Below are 14798 nucleotides of genomic sequence, written 5' to 3'. Positions count from 1 at the left end.
TCAACATCCCGGGTAGGCCACCCGGGCGCCGCGCCCGGTGTCCCCCGTTCGCGGTAACGTGACCTCCCTATGAACGCCACGCCCGCTGTTTCTGTGATCATGCCGGTCCTCAATGAGGAGCGGCATCTGCGCAACTCGGTCCGCCACATCCTGGAGCAGGAGTACGACGGCGAGATGGAGGTGGTGATCGCCATCGGCCCGTCGTCGGACCGCACCGAGGAGATCGCCGCCGAGCTGGTACGGGAGGACCCCCGCGTCCACACCGTCGCCAACCCCACCGGCCGTACGCCCGCCGCGCTCAACGCCGCCATCAAGGCGTCCAGCCACCCCGTCGTGGTGCGGGTCGACGGCCACGGCATGCTCTCGCCCAACTACATCGCCACCGCGGTCCGCCTCCTTGAGGAGACCGGCGCGATGAACGTGGGCGGGATCATGCACGCCGAGGGCGAGAACGCCTGGGAGGACGCGGTCGCCGCCGCGATGACCTCCAGGATCGGCGTCGGCAACGCGGCGTTCCACACCGGTGGCAAGGCCGCCTCCGCCGAGACCGTCTACCTGGGTGTCTTCCGGCGCGAGGCGCTGGAACAGCAGGGCGGCTACAACGAGGAGTTCATCCGGGCCCAGGACTGGGAGCTGAACTTCCGGATCCGCGAGGCCGGCGGCCTCATCTGGTTCTCGCCCGAGCTGCGCGTCCAGTACCGCCCGCGCCCCTCGGTCCGGGCGCTCGCCAAGCAGTACAAGGACTACGGCCGCTGGCGCCACGTCGTCGCCCGCTACCACGAGGGCTCGATCAACCTGCGCTACCTCGCCCCGCCGACCGCGGTCTGCGCGATCGCGGCGGGCATCGTGGTCGGCGCGGCCGTCACCCCGTGGGCCTTCCTGGTGCCTGCCGCCTATGCCGCGGCCATCGTGGCGGGCTCGCTGCCGGCCGGCAAGGGGCTGTCGGCGAAAGCGCGGGTGCAGATCCCGGTGGCCCTGGCCACCATGCACATGTGCTGGGGCTTCGGCTTCCTGACCAGCCCCCGCGCGCTGGCCCGCAAGGTCATCGCCAGCCGCCGTCCGGCGGTCCGCGCCGTCGTCTGAGATTCGGGAAAGGGCCGGGCCCGGCCGCCGTGAGGCGGTCCGGTCCGGCCCTTTCCCGTGTGCGCCCCGGCCGGGCGGGACCCGGCTACGTCCAGGTGTACGCCTTGTCGACGTTCATGCACGCCGACTCGTCGTCCCCGTGCAGTGCGTTGGCCGAGTCCGGTGTCTTCCCGTCGTCCGCCGTGGACTTGGGGTAGAGCGTCCCCGTACGCCAGTCGCTCCCGACGACCACCGTGACCCCGGTGACCCGGGTGGACTTCTTCGCCGCCTTCAACGGCACGCCCAGGGCCTTCGCCACCGCCTGCGCGTCGCCCTCCAGATCGGCGCTGGGGAAGAGCACCTCGGTCGTCTTCTGCGGGTCCAGCGTCTGATCGGCCATGGCGTGTGCGAAGCCCTGCCCGGTCAGCAGCGCGGCGACCTCGCCGGCCCGGCCCTTCGACGGCAGCCCGCCATCGCCGCCCGTGCCGTTCCGCACGGTGACGCCGATGTCGGCCTTGGGCGCCGCCGGGTCGTCGGAGACCTTCTCGGCGGGCTTCTTCTTCGCGCCCTTGCCGTCCAGCGGGGTGTCGTTCCTGACCATGGCGAACAGCTTGTCCGCGTCACCCGGCTTCGGATCGACCTTCTCCCCGAACCCGGGCCGTACGGAGTTCACATTCGGCATGGTCGTCATGGTGATCCGCGACGTGGGGACCTTCTGGAGCTCCCCGGCGAGGTCGTACAGCTTCTTGATGTCGCGGATCCCGCTGTCGACCTTGAGCGCGTTGGTGGCCGCCTCGGCGAGGTCCATGAGCTTGCCGGGGTCGGTGAGCTTGGTGCCCTTGCGCAGCTGGCGGACCATGGAATTCATGTACTCGTGCTGGGCCTTGGTCCGCACGACGTCGGTGTCCGGCCAGAACCCGTACCGCGTACGCAGCCACTGGAGCGCCTGCTGCCCCTTGACCGAGGTGGTGCCCTTCTTGAGCTTGAGCCCCGAGCCGTGGCCGTCGCGGGTGTGCGAGTACACGTTGGCGTCCACACAGACCGGCACCCCGCCGATCGCGTCGGCCATGGAGACCACACCGGAGAAATCGATCCTCATGAAGTGGTCGATGTGGATGCCGGTGAGGGATTCCCAGGTGGCGACGGTGCAGCCGGCGCCGCCGCGGCCGAGCGACTCGTTGGCCAGCGTCCAGCCGGTCGCCGGATAGGTCTTGCCCTTCTCGTCCGTGCACTTGGGGATCTTCAGCACGGTGTCACGCGGCAGGCTGACGACCGACATGTTGCTGCGGTCGGCCGACACGTGCAGCAGCATCTGCACATCCGCCAGGGGAGGGGAGCCGAAGGTGTCCTTGGCGCCGCCGAGCTTCTGGTTCTCCTTGGAGTCCCGCGCGTCCGAGCCGATGAGCAGGATGTTCAGCGGGGTCTGGCCCGCCGCGTTGGCCGTCGGCTTCGGGGCCCGGTGGTCGCCGAGGTTGAGGGCGCTCTTCTGCAGATTGCCGTTCAGGTGGCGGTAGTAGAGATATCCCGCGCCCGCGGTGCCGATGATCAGCAGCGCCACGGACCCCGCCACCCAGCGGAGTATTCGGCGTTTCCCGCGTCTGGCCCGGCGCCGGGGCGTCTGCTGTCTGTGGTTCCCGCCGCCGCCCGATGGGCCGGCGGGGGCCGGTCGGGCGGCCCCCTCCTCGTACAGGCTGTCGTCCCAGCCGTGTTGGCGCGCGCCCGGAACGCGAGGCCGAGTCCCCTCCCCTCGCGTGCTGCTCTGTCCCACCAGGTCCCCCCTGCTACTCAGGTATGTCGTATGCCCCGGTGACCTGGCGTCACTTGGCGCACACGGTCTTGTCGGCTTCGACCTTCTGGATGTCGGCCGGCGCCTTTGCCGGAGCTGTGATCGGCGTGCCGGCGGCCTTGAAGTCCGCACCGAGGACGAGAGTCATCGGGGTGAGCCCGACGGAGTCCTTGGTGCCCGGCTTGAGCGCCGCGGCGGGCAGGCCCATGATGTCGGCGAGCTTGCGCGCCTGGTCCGCCTGGTTCGGTGCGTAGGTGAGGGTCGTCTTGGCCAGATCGGGCTTGTAGTTGCCGCCGTTCTCCGACTTCAGTACGCCCTCGGTGTTCTGCAGCCAGGTCAGCGTGGTCTGCGCCGACCCCGGTGTGGCCCCGCCGTTGAGCACCTTGACGCGGACGTCCGATGCGTTGGCCTGCTTCCCCTTGAGGAGTGCCGCCTGCTTGCTCGCGGCCTCACTCTTCTTCTTCTTGACCTCGGTGAGCGAGACGTCGCCGCGCATCATCGAGAACAGCGGGTCCGCCTGCGCGTGGTTCACGACGACGGTGGCGTGGACCTTCTCCGCGGGGTTGTCGAGGACCGGCAGCGTCGTGAAGGTGACGTTCTTCGGGTTCACCGACTTGAGGTCCATCGCGAGGCTCTTCAGATGGTCGATGCTGCCGATGCCGCTGTCGACGGTGAGCGCCTTCGTCGCCGAGTTCGCCAGGCTGTAGAGCTTGGTGGGGCTGGTCAGCGTGTCGCCCGATGTCATCTTGCGTATCAGGGAGGCGAGGAACTGCTGCTGCACCTGGATACGGTCCAGGTCGCCCTGGTTGCCGAAGCTGTGCCGGGTCCTGACGAAGGCCAGCGCCTGTTCGCCCTCGACCGTGGACTTCCCCGCCGGGAGCTTGAGGTGCGACTCCTTGTCGTCGACGGGGTGGGCCACACAGACGTCGACGCCGCCCACCGCGGTGCTGAGCGTCTTGATGGCGTTGAAGTCGGCCATCATGAAGTGATCGACCGTCAGGCCCGTTATGGCCTTGACCGTCTTCATGGTGCAGCCGGGGTCGCGGGAGTCCTGGCCCAGGCTGGTGTTGAAGCGCACCTGCGGTGTGCCCGGGATGGTCTTCGTCGACCCGTCGGGCTGCTTGATCTGGCAGTCCGGGATGTCGGTGATCAGGTCGCGGGGGATGGAGAGCGCGGTCGCGTTCGTCCGGTCCTTGGAGACATGGAAGAGGATGTTGGTGTCGGCGTGGCCGACACTCCCCTTGTCGCCGTAGCCCTCGTTGCCCTTGCCCGTGCGCTTGTCCGTGCCGATCAACAGGATGTTGACGGCCCGGTCCTTGGTCGAGCCCGAGGTGCCGCCGACCACATCGATCTTGTTGATGTTGCCGTTGAAGTGCTGGTACAGCAGGTACGCCCCGGTGGAGCCGGCGACGAGGACGAAGGCGGTCACGCCGCCTGTCCACAGCAGCGCCTTCTTCCTGCGCGACTTCTGCTGCTTGCGCTTGCGACGGCCCGGCGCCGTCTGCGGTGCACCGCCGCGCAGGCCCTCCGGAGCGCTGCCCGGCGCCCGGCGGCTGCGCTGGCCGGGCACGTCGCGGCGCGGTGACTGCTGCGGTACCTGCGGCTGTGAGCGCCGGCGGGAGGACTGCGCGGGCAGGGAATCCATGCGCTGAGTGCGGCCGGAGGCTGCGTCGGGATCCGACCCCGATCTGCTCCCCGACTGCGTTCCGGAGGGGTTCAGTCGCAATTCGTAATTGCCGGTTTCCGGGTTGAGCACCCACTGGTCTGCGGGGTCGATATCGTCCCGACCACGGCTATGCGCGTCCACGGTTGCCTGTGTCCTCCGTCGGTGCCACGCGAGGCGCCCTCCCCCCGGGCGCTCGGTCTTTCGTCCTGCAGTGCGCGACCACGTGGCCGGACGCACCGGATCGCGTCACACTATCTGCCCGGATCAATGTCCAGCGACGTGCGGGACACATTTGATGCCGCTTACAACTGGGCATACCACCCAATCCACATGCCCTGCGGATCCGGGTTTGAGAATTGTTTTACCCGCAGGCCGCAGAAGCCGCATTCGTCCCGGGGAAAGTGGACTGCGGAGAAGGCGACGGCTTGCCCTTCCCGCCGGTGCCTCCGGCGCTCCGCGCTCCCGGGGCCCCGGCGGGGTTCCCGGTGCTGCCCTTGGTCACATTGACCGGGGCGTCGTCCCGCAGCCGCTTGAAGAGCCTGTCCGCGTCCGGCTGCACGAGCTGGTCGCGGTTGCGGTTGTTGACGTACGGCTCGCGGGGCACCGTCAGGAACTGGATCTTGGCGGTGGGGATGTCGCGCATCCGCCTCGTCAGGTCGTACAGGTCCTTGAGGGTGTCCAGGCCGGGATCCGTGGTCAGCGACTTGGTGGCCGCGTCCAGCACCGGGTAGAGCCGGGTCGGGTTCAGCAGCACACCGTTGCTCTGCACCTTCTTCACCAGCGACCCCAGGAACTCCTGCTGGCGCCGCATGCGTTCGGTGTCGCTGCCGTTGCCGATGGAGTGCCGGACGCGCACGTATCCGAGCGCCTGCTCCCCGTTGAGGGTCTGCCGGCCCGCACGCAGCTTGAGATGGGCATCCTTGTCGTTCACCGGCTTCTTGAGGCAGACCTGCACACCGTCGACCGCGTCGACCATGCCCTTGAAGCCCTCGAAGTCGACCACCATGTAGTGGTCGACCCGGACGCCGGTCATGTTCTCCACGGTCCGGACGGTGCAGGCGGTGCCGCCGTACTCGAACGCCCAGTTGAACTGCACGAACTGTTTCTTCGTACGGGACTTGTCGGCCTTGATGCAGCTCGGCACGTGCGACATCAGGTCACGCGGCAGGGAGACCGCCGTCGCGCTCTTCTTGTCCGCGGCGAGATGCAGCAGGATCGTGGTGTCGGAACGCTGCGAGCCCTCGTCCCTGCCGTACTTCTTGTTGTCGCCGGAGCGCGAGTCCGACCCGATGAGCAGGATGTTCTCCGCGCCGGCCGCGACGGGGGCGGGGCGCTCCTTCTCGTATGTCCGCAGCTCGGCGGTGGCCGTGTTGTCCGTCCTGATGTTGTGGTCGAGCTTGTTGTAGAACCACCAGCCGACACCCGCGGCGGCGAGCACGACGAGCGAGACGCCGAGCGCTGTCCAGCGCACCCAGTGCCGTTTGTGCGGGGGTGGCGGCGGGACGGGGTTCGACGGGTCCGTGTCCTGGGCGTCCGTCTGCGGCTCGTCGTCGGGCGTGCCAGCACTGTCCGTCACGTCTGCGTCCATCCTTCACGGAGTCGGCGACGCGCTGGGCCGCCGATCGAACGGATAGACGACTGAACCGCGCGCTTGGTTGTGCTCTCTCCTGATCATGTACCGGAGACCGCGACTGTTCCCGGGGGCTCGTCCTGCGGTGGGCCAGACGGGTGTCCGTCACTGCGCGACGGAGTGGGTGACCCGCTCGCTCTCGACACGCTTCTCCAGGCCGCCGGCGCCCAGCTGGTCGAGATTGCGGCAGAGCACGACCGACGCGCCCGCCGCGAGCGGGGCGTACAGCCCGGCCGAGAGCCCCTCCCAGCTGTCGTACGGACGCCCCGACAGCAGCCGCGCGCCCGGGGCGAGTCCGACGCCCGCCGCGTCGCGCATGGCCTGCTCCACCACCTGCGCGCCGGTCAGCTCGGTCCCGCCGACGGAGAGCGCGGGTGCGTCTGGGCCGACCGGCGCGTACGGCACGAAGCGGTCACCCTGGCCGGGGACCTCGACCGCGTAGTCGGCGAAGCCCGCCGGCGGCTGCGGGAACCGGCCGCCGAGCGGGCGCAGTGCCAGAGCCACCCGCTCCCCGCCGCAGGCGCGCGCCGCGTCCAGGGTGTCGGGGCCGCTGACCACCAGGTCCGCACGGGCGGGGTCGCCGCCGATCTCCGCGATCACGCCCACCGACGAGCAGGCGACCAGCCACACCGCGCTCTGCCAGTGCGCCGGAAGGAGCAGCGCGAGCCGGTCGCCGGGCTCCGCCGACAGCTCGCCCTGGAGCAGATTCGCCGTCTTGGCCACCCAATTGGCGAAGGTCGCCACGGAAAGTTCGACGCGTTCACCGGTCGCGTCGTCGTAGAACGTGACCAGAGGGCGTGCCGGTTCCAGGGCGAGTGCGGATCGCAGCAGGTCGGCGGGGGTGTGGTCGCTGGCAGTCATGCGCGAAGCGTACGTCGCGGGGCCGCGTCACGGACGGTCGTCGCCGTGAGCCGCCGGCCGGGCGGCTGCGCCGGCGGGCCGATGCCGCGTCAGCTCCGGGATGCCGGAGACCAGCGCATATGTCCAAATCGTAGCTATGCGTGCTCCTATGACTTCCTCCGTGCTCTCCGCCTCGATCGCCGTGGCATGTGCCGCCGCGCTCGCCCTCCCGATCGCCGCACCGGCCGGGGCGGCGACGCCCCCCACCGGTTCCGCGGCCACGCCGTTCCCCGGCTCCACCCAGTCGCTGACGCTCCGCCCCACCACCGACCGGTCCACCGACACCTCGGCGGCGGCCGAGGTGTCCCGGCGTACGGTCAAGCCGTTCTCGCTGGTCGGCGTGGTCTGGAAGGACAAGAACCGCCACCTCGACGGCACCGTCGAGGTGCGGACCCGCCCTGTGGGGTCCACGTCCTGGACCGGCTGGCGGGCGGTCGAGACCCACAACGACGACCACGCGCCCGACCCCGGCACCGCGGAGGCCGCATCCACCGCCGTACGCGGGGCCACCGCCCCGCTCTGGGTGGGCAACTCGGACGGCGTCCAGGTCCGGGTCCGCGCCAAGGCCCCCGCGGGTTCCAGCCGCGCAGCGGTCGCGCCGCTTCCGGAGGGGCTGCGGCTCGACCTCGTGGACCCGGGCCCCGACCCCAAGCCGGACCCCAAGCCGACGGACCCGACGGCGACGGACCCGACGGCCGCCGACCCGACAGCGACGGACCCCACCGCTGCCGACCCCACCGCCGCCGACCCCACGGCCGCGGATCCCACCGCTGCCGGCCACCATGCCGCGGACCCCGCCGGTCACGCCCCGAGCACCGCGGGTCCCGAGTCCGACGACGAGTCCGACCCCAGCGAACTGCCCGCCCTCAGCAAGGAGGCCACCGCCGCCGACCTGGAGCGGACCACGGGGGACGAGGCGGGCCCCTACATCGCGCCCCGGCCGCGCATCGTCACCCGCAAGGGCTGGGGCGCCGACGAGAGCGTCCGCGAGTCCGCCTTCCTGTACACGGACTCCGTCAAGGCCGCCTTCGTCCACCACACCGCGACCGGCAACAACTACACGTGCGCGCAGGCGCCCTCGCTCCTGCGGGGCATCTACCGCTACCACGTGAAGAGCCTCGGCTGGCGTGACATCGGCTACAACTTCCTCATCGACAAGTGCGGCACCCTCTACGAGGGCCGCGCGGGCGGGGTGACCAAGGCCGTCCAGGGCGCCCACACCCTCGGGTTCAACGCCGACAGCACCGGCGTCGCCGTACTGGGCAGCTTCGGCTCGGCCGACCCGCCCGCCGCCGTCATCACCGCGCTCTCCCGCTTCACGGCGTGGAAGCTCGGCCTCACCGGCGCCGACCCGGCCGGGAAGACCACCCTGGTGTCGGAGGGCGGCAACCGCTACCCGAAGGGCACAGAGGCGAAGCTGAACGTGATCTCGGGGCACCGGGACGGATTCAGCACCGAGTGCCCGGGAGCACGCCTCTATGCCAAGCTCGGCACGATCCGCAGCGAAGCCGCCCACTACCAGGGGCGCTGAGTACCCGAGAGCTCCGTACGGCCTGCCCGCACCCCGCGCCTCAGCGTCTGCATACACTGGCCAGCCCGTTAACGGACCGCCCCGGCAGGAAGCAGAGACGTCAAGGTGACAGAAGCGATTCTCCTGGTCGGCGGCAAGGGCACGCGGCTACGGCCGCTCACGGTCAACACCCCCAAACCGATGGTCCCGGCGGCCGGAGTCCCTTTCCTCACCCACCAGCTCGTCCGTGCGCGGGCCGCCGGGGTCGACCACATCGTGCTCGCCACGTCGTACCTCGCCGAGGTCTTCGAGCCGTACTTCGGTGACGGCTCGGCCCTCGGCCTGCATCTGGAGTACGTCACCGAGCAGGAGCCGCTCGGCACCGGCGGCGCCATCCGCAACGTCGCCGAGCGCCTGCGCTCGGGACCGGACGAACCGGTCCTCATCTTCAACGGCGACATCCTCACCGGGCTGGACATCGAGGCGCTCGTCGCCACCCACGAGACGTCGGGCGCGGACGTCTCCCTCCACCTGACGCGGGTGGACGACCCGCGCGCCTTCGGCCTCGTCCCCACGGACAGCACGGGCCGGGTGACGGCGTTCCTGGAGAAGCCGCAGACCCCGGAGCAGATCGTCACCGACCAGATCAACGCCGGCGCGTACGTCTTCACGCGCTCGGTGATCGACACCATCCCCGCCGGGCGCCCGGTGTCGGTGGAGCGGGAGACCTTCCCCGGCCTGCTCGCGTCGGGCGCCCACCTCCAGGGCATGGTCGACTCCACCTACTGGCTCGACCTGGGTACGCCGCAGGCCTTCGTACGCGGCTCCGCCGACCTCGTGCTCGGCCACGCGCCGTCCCCGGCCGTCCCGGGCCGCTGCGGCGAGCGGCTGATCCTGGACAGCGCCACGGTGGCCGCCGACGCCAAGGTCAGCGGCGGCACCGTGATCGGAGCCTCCGCGGTCGTCGGGGCGGGCACCAGGATCGAGGGCAGCACGGTCCTGGACGGCGCGGTCATCGAGGAGGGCGCGGTGGTCACCGACTCACTGATCGGGGCCGGCGCCCGGATCGGTGCCCGCTCGGTGCTCACCGGCGCGGTCATCGGCGACGGCGCACAGGTGGGCGCGGACAACGAGCTGCGCGCCGGGATACGGATCTGGTGCGGGGCCGTGCTGCCGGACGGGTCCGTGCGTTTCTCCTCGGACCAGTAGCCTCTACGGAGTGGCAGGACGCTTTATCGCGAGAGGCGGCCCCGTCGACCTCTCCCTGGTCCTCGGGGTGCTCCGCCGTGGCCCCTGGGACCCCACGTACCGGACGACGCCGGACGGGGCGGTCTGGCGGGCCAGCCGTACGCCGGATGGGCCCGGCACGCTCCGGATCACGCCGGACGGCGCGGAGGCCTGGGGTCCCGGAGCCGACTGGCTGCTCGCCGGGGTGCCCGCGCTGCTGGGCGAGCTGGACGACCCCTCGGACTTCGTACCGCGCCACCGGCTCGTCGCCGACATGCACCGCCGCCGCCCGCACCTCAGGCTCTGCCGCACCGGTCTGGTCCTGGAGTCGCTGATCCCGTCGGTCCTGGAGCAGAAGGTCACGGCGGACGAGGCCTACCGCGGCTGGCGGCGGCTGCTCCGTGCGTCCGGCACCCCGGCGCCGGGCCCGGCGCCCGAGCACATGTACGTCATGCCGGATCCGCGCGGCTGGTCGCTCATCCCGTCCTGGGAGTGGCACCGCGCGGGCGTCGACAACAAGCGCGCGGCCACGATCCTGCGCGCGGTGCGGGTGGCCCGCCGGCTGGAGGAGGCGGCGGCGATGGAGCCCGCGGGCGCGGCCCGCCGCCTGGAGCTGATCCCCGGCATCGGCCCCTGGACCTCCGCCGAGACGATCCAGCGGGCCATCGGGGCACCGGACGCGGTCACGGTCGGCGATCTGCACCTGCCGGGCATCGTCGGGTACGCGCTCACCGGGCGCCGGGGTGTCGACGACGACGGGATGCTGGAACTCCTGGAGCCGTACGCGGGCCAGCGCCACCGGGCGGTCCGGCTGATCCTGCTGGCCGGCCGGGTCCCGCAGCGGCGTACGCCGAAGATGCCCCGGACGGACATCGCCCGGCTGTGAGCCGGGGGTTCCGGCCGGTGGACCGCCAGGGCCTCCGCCGTCCGGCGCCGCAGGCCCCGCGCGTGCGACGGCGCCCCGGGCCGGCCCCTACCGCACCGTGACGAAGTCCTCCACGGCGCGCTCCCGGCGCGGGGGAGCGGGGGTGGCGGGGCAGCCGATCGCCACCGCTCCCATCGGCTCCCATCCGGCGGGCAGCGCCAGCACCTCGCGGACCACGTCCCGGCAGAACATGGTCGACGAGACCCAGGCCGACCCCAGCCGCTCACCGGCGAGGGCCACCAGGAAGTTCTGCACCCCCGCACCGGTCGCCACGGTGAACATCTCCCGCTCGGCCGCGTCCCGCCGCGGGTCCCCGTACGTGTGCGAACCGTCGAGCACCATGCAGGGCACCGCCACGTACGGTGCCCGCCGCAGCACTTCACCGCGGCGCACCCGCTTGGCGATGGACTCGTCCGTTTTCCCGTCGCGCCGCAGATCCGCGATCCACGCGTCGCGCATCGCGTCCAGCAGCCGGGTGCGCGCGGACGCGGACTCCAGCAGGACGAAACGCCAGGGCGTCGTGTGGTGCGGAGCGGGTGCGGTGACCGCCGCCGCGACCGCCCGGCGGACCGCGCCCGGGTCCACCGGCTCATCGGTGAAGTCGCGGACCGTCCGCCGCTGGGTGACCGCCTCCCGTACCGCCTCGGACGTACCGAGCCGGAACATGTCGTCGGCTGCGACGCGCACCAGCGCACGGGCGCCCGTGGCGGGCTCCCCGTCCGGCTCCGCGCCCGCACCCGGCGTGACGACGTGCGGCAGACCGCGGACCACCGCGACCGGCAGACCGGCGGCCTTGCCCTTCACCAGGTCGCCCGCCGAGGCCAGTTCGTCCGCGGTGGCGACGACCGTGGCGCTCAGTGGGTTGCCGTGGGCGTCCGTGCCGCCGCGCAGGTCGTCGAGGACCCGCACCCCGGCGGCGCCGATCGCCACATCGGTGAGGCCGTTGCGCCATGGCCGCCCGAAGGTGTCCGTGACGACCACGCCCACCTCCACACCCAGGGCGTCCCGCAGGCCCTGACGGATCGTGCGGGCCGACCTGTCGGAGTCCTCCGGGAGCAACAGCACAGTCCCGGCAGGGGTGTTGGAGGCGTCGACCCCGGCGGCGGCCATCACGAGGCCCTGCCGGTTCTCGACGATGCGGAGCGTGCCGCGCCGTGCGACCACCCGTACCGTCTCGGCGTCGATGGCGGCCTCACGGTCCTCGGCCCGCTGGAGGCGTCCCTCGGCCTTGGAGACGATCTTGGAGGTGACGAGGACGACATCGCCGTCGGCCAGCTCCGGCGCCGCCGCCGCGATCAGTTTGGCCAGGTCGTCGCCTTCCCGTACCTCGGGCAGCCCGGGCACGGCCCAGACGCGGAACGACGTCACGCCCTTACCTCTTCGGCCAGGGCGAGGGCCTCGCGCGCCATCACCGTGGTCGTCTCCAGGTCGGTCATCATCAGCGGCACTGACCGGCAGCGGATCCCCGCCTCCTCGACGCCCGCCACGGACGCGGCGTCGACGGTGTCGACCAGCCAGCCGTCCAGCAGTCCCGATCCGTAGTGACCGGCCACCGCGGCCGCCGTCGACTCGACCCCGACCGCCGCGAGCATCTTGTCGGCCATCCCGCGCACGGGGGCGTCCCCGACGATGGGCGAGAGTCCGACGACCGGCACGCCCGCGTCGGCGATGGCCTCGCGGATGCCCGGTACGGCGAGGATGGTGCCGACGGAGACCACCGGGTTGGACGGCGGGAAGATGACGACATCGGCGGAGGCGATGGCGTCGAGGACACCCGGCGCCGGCTTCGCCTGGTCGGCCCCGACCGGCACCACGGCCGCGGCGTCGACCGACGCGCGCAGCCGCACCCAGTACTCCTGGAAGTGGATGGCCTTGCGCTCGCCGTCGATGTCGACGGCCACATGGGTCTCGACGCGGTCGTCGGACATCGGGAGGAGCCGCACCCCCGGCTGCCACCGCTCGCACAGGGCCTCGGTGACGGCGCTCAGCGGATAGCCGGCACCGAGCATCTGGGTGCGGACGATGTGCGTGGCGAAGTCCCGGTCGCCGAGCCCGAACCACTCGGGCCCCACGCCGTAGGCGGCGAGTTCGTCCTTGACGGTGAAGGACTCGTCGGTACGCCCCCAGCCCTGCTCCTCGTTGATGCCACCGCCGAGGGTGTACATCACCGTGTCGAGGTCGGGGCAGACCTTCAGCCCGAACAGATGGATGTCGTCACCCGTGTTGCCGATGACCGTGATGTCCGCGTCAGGCGCGGCCTGCTTGAGGCCGCGCAGGAATCGGGCACCACCGATGCCGCCGGCCAGAACCACAATGCGCATGCGGACAGTCTGTCAGGCGGAGCGGGATTCCCTGAGGGGTGGTGCCGGGAGCGCGGTGGCCGGGTGAGGGCGTGCGGTCAGGCGGGTACGGCGTCCTGCGCGACCGCGCACCGGGCGCTGTGCATCGGCATCTCGGTCAGGCCCGGATAGTAGATGTGCAGGCTGACGGCCGGTTCCAGCGAGTCGTTGACGACCTCGTGGGCGTATCCGGGTGCGAAGACGCGCTGGGCGCCCGCGCCGAGCGCGTGTCCGCCGCGTTCGGTCCGCTCGGTCAGCGTGCCGTCGAGGACGGTCAGTACACCGGACGAACGCCCGTGGCCGTGCGGCCCGCTGCCCTGCCCGGGGACCCAGCTCAGCAGCCAGACCTCGTAGCCGGGTGAGGCGGGGCCCGCCGGCGCGGAGCCGGGAGCCAGGGGCACGGTGCGCAGCCGGTGGTACCAGCGGGAGACCGCGTCGTACTCGACGAGGTGGGCCCACTGCGCGCGGTCGGCGGCGATGGAGCGTGCGAGTCCGGCGAACTCGGCCACGGTGGCCGGGTGCTCGCGAGCGGGCTGGAGCAGGTGCTGGACGGCGAGGATGTCGCCTGCGATCTGGAGGTCGCTGTCGCTGTTCATGGTGCGGGGGTTCCTCGGCAGTGGAGTGCTGGGGTGTCGCAGAAAACGCAGTCAGAGCTGCGGGAAGACGCTGGAGCTCGGTGGCATCAACAGCTGGAACAGCAACAGCACGCCTGGACAGCGCTGCGGAACCCACGGGCGTGGGTCACGGAGAACGCTGCGGTCGCTGGCATGTGAACTAGAAGAACGGCTGACGCGCCCCTTGTCAACCCAATGGCCGATTTGGTCGAAATGTTTCACCTCATCCGGTTACTCGGCCCGGCGCGAGGTTTGTTCGGGCGCCGTCGCGGAGACATGGCGCAGCAAGCCCCGCCGTAAACACCGCGGAGATCTCGTGACCGGACTGTGATCTTGATCGCTTCGGCGTGCGGGGCGTAACGGAACCGGCCTCGGCGGAGTCCCGGTCCATGAGGGCATCGCTCCTCCCGGACCGGGAAGGCGCAGGTATGGGCCAGTGGCATGTGTCAGGTTTTTCGTGATTTGAACACTTTCCGCATAGCCTTGGTTCCGCAGAGTGAATAAGGGGCCCAATAGCAGATCTCGGCTTGACTGGCCCGGATCCACACACTTGTAATTTCACTCGTGTCGTTCGGCCGAAATCGGTAGCGACAGCAACACGGGGACGCAAAGACGGACAAGGGGCGCACATGACCGAGCTGTTCCAGCAACTGCTGGTCGAGGACGCGGACGAGGAATTCGGCTGGCAGGAGCGCGCACTGTGCGCCCAGACCGACCCCGAGTCCTTCTTCCCCGAGAAGGGCGGTTCCACCCGCGAGGCCAAGAAGGTCTGCCTCGCCTGCGAGGTCCGCTCCGAATGTCTTGAGTACGCCCTCGCCAACGACGAGCGGTTCGGGATCTGGGGCGGCCTGTCGGAACGGGAGCGCCGGCGGCTGAAAAAGGCCGCTGTCTAGCGGCTCTCCGGCCACGTCCTCCGGCCGCCCGGCCGGGAAGCGGGCGCGCGCCCGGACAGCACATCCGGCCCGCCGTCCGTCCCCCTGGGGCGGGCGGCGGACTGCTGTCCGGGGCAGCCGTTAGTGTGGGGCCCCATCCGCGATGCACCAACGTCCCCACGGGGCGCGTGCGTCCACCGCATCCGCACACCAGCCTTCCGGGGGGCAACGGCCACCCGGACTCCGGCCGGAGGGGCCCGTACCTCG

At 71.1% G+C, this 14798-nt stretch carries 12 protein-coding genes; 5 read left to right on the top strand and 7 right to left on the bottom strand.

What is annotated here, in order from left to right; genetic code table 11:
• The first annotated feature begins 69 nt into the window (after nt 1-69).
• A complete protein-coding gene (locus OG917_RS13340) occupies nt 70-1083 on the top strand; it encodes a glycosyltransferase family 2 protein (RefSeq protein WP_328317802.1) in 1014 nt (337 codons plus the stop codon).
• Between the two features lie 85 nt (nt 1084-1168).
• On the opposite strand, the gene OG917_RS13335 is transcribed toward OG917_RS13340, so the two are convergent.
• The 4 genes from OG917_RS13335 to OG917_RS13320 form a co-directional block, all read right to left on the bottom strand.
• The gene (locus tag OG917_RS13335; RefSeq protein WP_328317801.1) at nt 1169-2830 is read right to left on the bottom strand and encodes an LCP family protein; all 1662 of its coding nucleotides are present in this window, start codon (nt 2828-2830) and stop codon (nt 1169-1171) included.
• Between the two features lie 49 nt (nt 2831-2879).
• The gene (locus tag OG917_RS13330; RefSeq protein ID WP_328317800.1) at nt 2880-4655 is read right to left on the bottom strand and encodes an LCP family protein; all 1776 of its coding nucleotides are present in this window, start codon (nt 4653-4655) and stop codon (nt 2880-2882) included.
• Nucleotides 4656-4875: 220 nt separating this feature from the next.
• Entirely contained in the window at nt 4876-6102 is a 1227-nt protein-coding gene (locus OG917_RS13325; protein ID WP_328317799.1) for an LCP family protein, read from the bottom strand.
• A gap of 147 nt (nt 6103-6249) precedes the next feature.
• Nucleotides 6250-7005 carry a TIGR03089 family protein gene (locus OG917_RS13320; RefSeq protein ID WP_328317798.1) on the bottom strand — a complete coding sequence of 252 codons (756 nt, stop codon included), beginning with the start codon at nt 7003-7005 and terminating at the stop codon, nt 6250-6252.
• A 148-nt stretch (nt 7006-7153) separates the two neighbouring features.
• Between OG917_RS13320 and OG917_RS13315 the strand changes: the two genes are divergently transcribed.
• The 3 genes from OG917_RS13315 to OG917_RS13305 all read left to right on the top strand — a co-directional run bounded on the left by OG917_RS13315 (nt 7154) and on the right by OG917_RS13305 (nt 10667).
• On the top strand, nt 7154-8575 hold the full coding sequence (locus tag OG917_RS13315) for a peptidoglycan recognition protein family protein (RefSeq protein ID WP_328317797.1): 1422 nt from the start codon (nt 7154-7156) through the stop codon (nt 8573-8575).
• A gap of 105 nt (nt 8576-8680) precedes the next feature.
• Nucleotides 8681-9763 carry an NDP-sugar synthase gene (locus tag OG917_RS13310; RefSeq protein ID WP_328317796.1) on the top strand — a complete coding sequence of 361 codons (1083 nt, stop codon included), beginning with the start codon at nt 8681-8683 and terminating at the stop codon, nt 9761-9763.
• 10 nt (nt 9764-9773) lie between these two features.
• Nucleotides 9774-10667: a DNA-3-methyladenine glycosylase family protein gene (locus OG917_RS13305; protein ID WP_328317795.1), complete on the top strand. Its 894-nt coding sequence runs from the start codon at nt 9774-9776 to the stop codon at nt 10665-10667.
• 87 nt (nt 10668-10754) lie between these two features.
• Here the strand turns inward: OG917_RS13305 and OG917_RS13300 are convergent, their stop codons facing one another.
• The 3 genes from OG917_RS13300 to OG917_RS13290 form a co-directional block, all read right to left on the bottom strand.
• Complete coding sequence (locus OG917_RS13300) at nt 10755-12074, bottom strand: coenzyme F420-0:L-glutamate ligase (RefSeq protein ID WP_328317794.1); 1320 nt, start codon at nt 12072-12074, stop codon at nt 10755-10757.
• Complete coding sequence (cofD, locus tag OG917_RS13295) at nt 12071-13027, bottom strand: 2-phospho-L-lactate transferase (protein ID WP_328317793.1); 957 nt, start codon at nt 13025-13027, stop codon at nt 12071-12073. The genes OG917_RS13300 and cofD overlap by 4 nt, the downstream gene beginning before the upstream one ends.
• A gap of 77 nt (nt 13028-13104) precedes the next feature.
• Nucleotides 13105-13641 (bottom strand): cysteine dioxygenase, encoded by a 537-nt coding sequence (locus OG917_RS13290; protein WP_328317792.1) that lies wholly within the window; start codon nt 13639-13641, stop codon nt 13105-13107.
• A gap of 647 nt (nt 13642-14288) precedes the next feature.
• Between OG917_RS13290 and OG917_RS13285 the strand changes: the two genes are divergently transcribed.
• Nucleotides 14289-14552 carry a WhiB family transcriptional regulator gene (locus OG917_RS13285; protein ID WP_164266780.1) on the top strand — a complete coding sequence of 88 codons (264 nt, stop codon included), beginning with the start codon at nt 14289-14291 and terminating at the stop codon, nt 14550-14552.
• Nucleotides 14553-14798 lie beyond the last annotated feature (246 nt).

Origin of the sequence: Streptomyces sp. NBC_00388 (assembly GCF_036061255.1) — a bacterium.
Taxonomy (GTDB): Bacteria; Actinomycetota; Actinomycetes; order Streptomycetales; family Streptomycetaceae; genus Streptomyces.
This window is presented reverse-complemented; position numbering and strand designations above follow the sequence as displayed.

Bases quoted from the DNA above. Each gene is read 5' to 3' on its own strand.
- OG917_RS13340 (WP_328317802.1), top strand. From the start codon at position 70: ATGAACGCCACGCCCGCTGTTTCTGTGATCATGCCGGTCCTCAATGAG.
- OG917_RS13325 (WP_328317799.1), bottom strand. From the start codon at position 6,102: ATGGACGCAGACGTGACGGACAGTGCTGGCACGCCCGACGACGAGCCG.
- OG917_RS13320 (WP_328317798.1), bottom strand. From the start codon at position 7,005: ATGACTGCCAGCGACCACACCCCCGCCGACCTGCTGCGATCCGCACTC.
- OG917_RS13315 (WP_328317797.1), top strand. From the start codon at position 7,154: ATGACTTCCTCCGTGCTCTCCGCCTCGATCGCCGTGGCATGTGCCGCC.
- cofD (WP_328317793.1), bottom strand. From the start codon at position 13,027: ATGCGCATTGTGGTTCTGGCCGGCGGCATCGGTGGTGCCCGATTCCTG.
- OG917_RS13290 (WP_328317792.1), bottom strand. From the start codon at position 13,641: ATGAACAGCGACAGCGACCTCCAGATCGCAGGCGACATCCTCGCCGTC.
- OG917_RS13285 (WP_164266780.1), top strand. From the start codon at position 14,289: ATGACCGAGCTGTTCCAGCAACTGCTGGTCGAGGACGCGGACGAGGAA.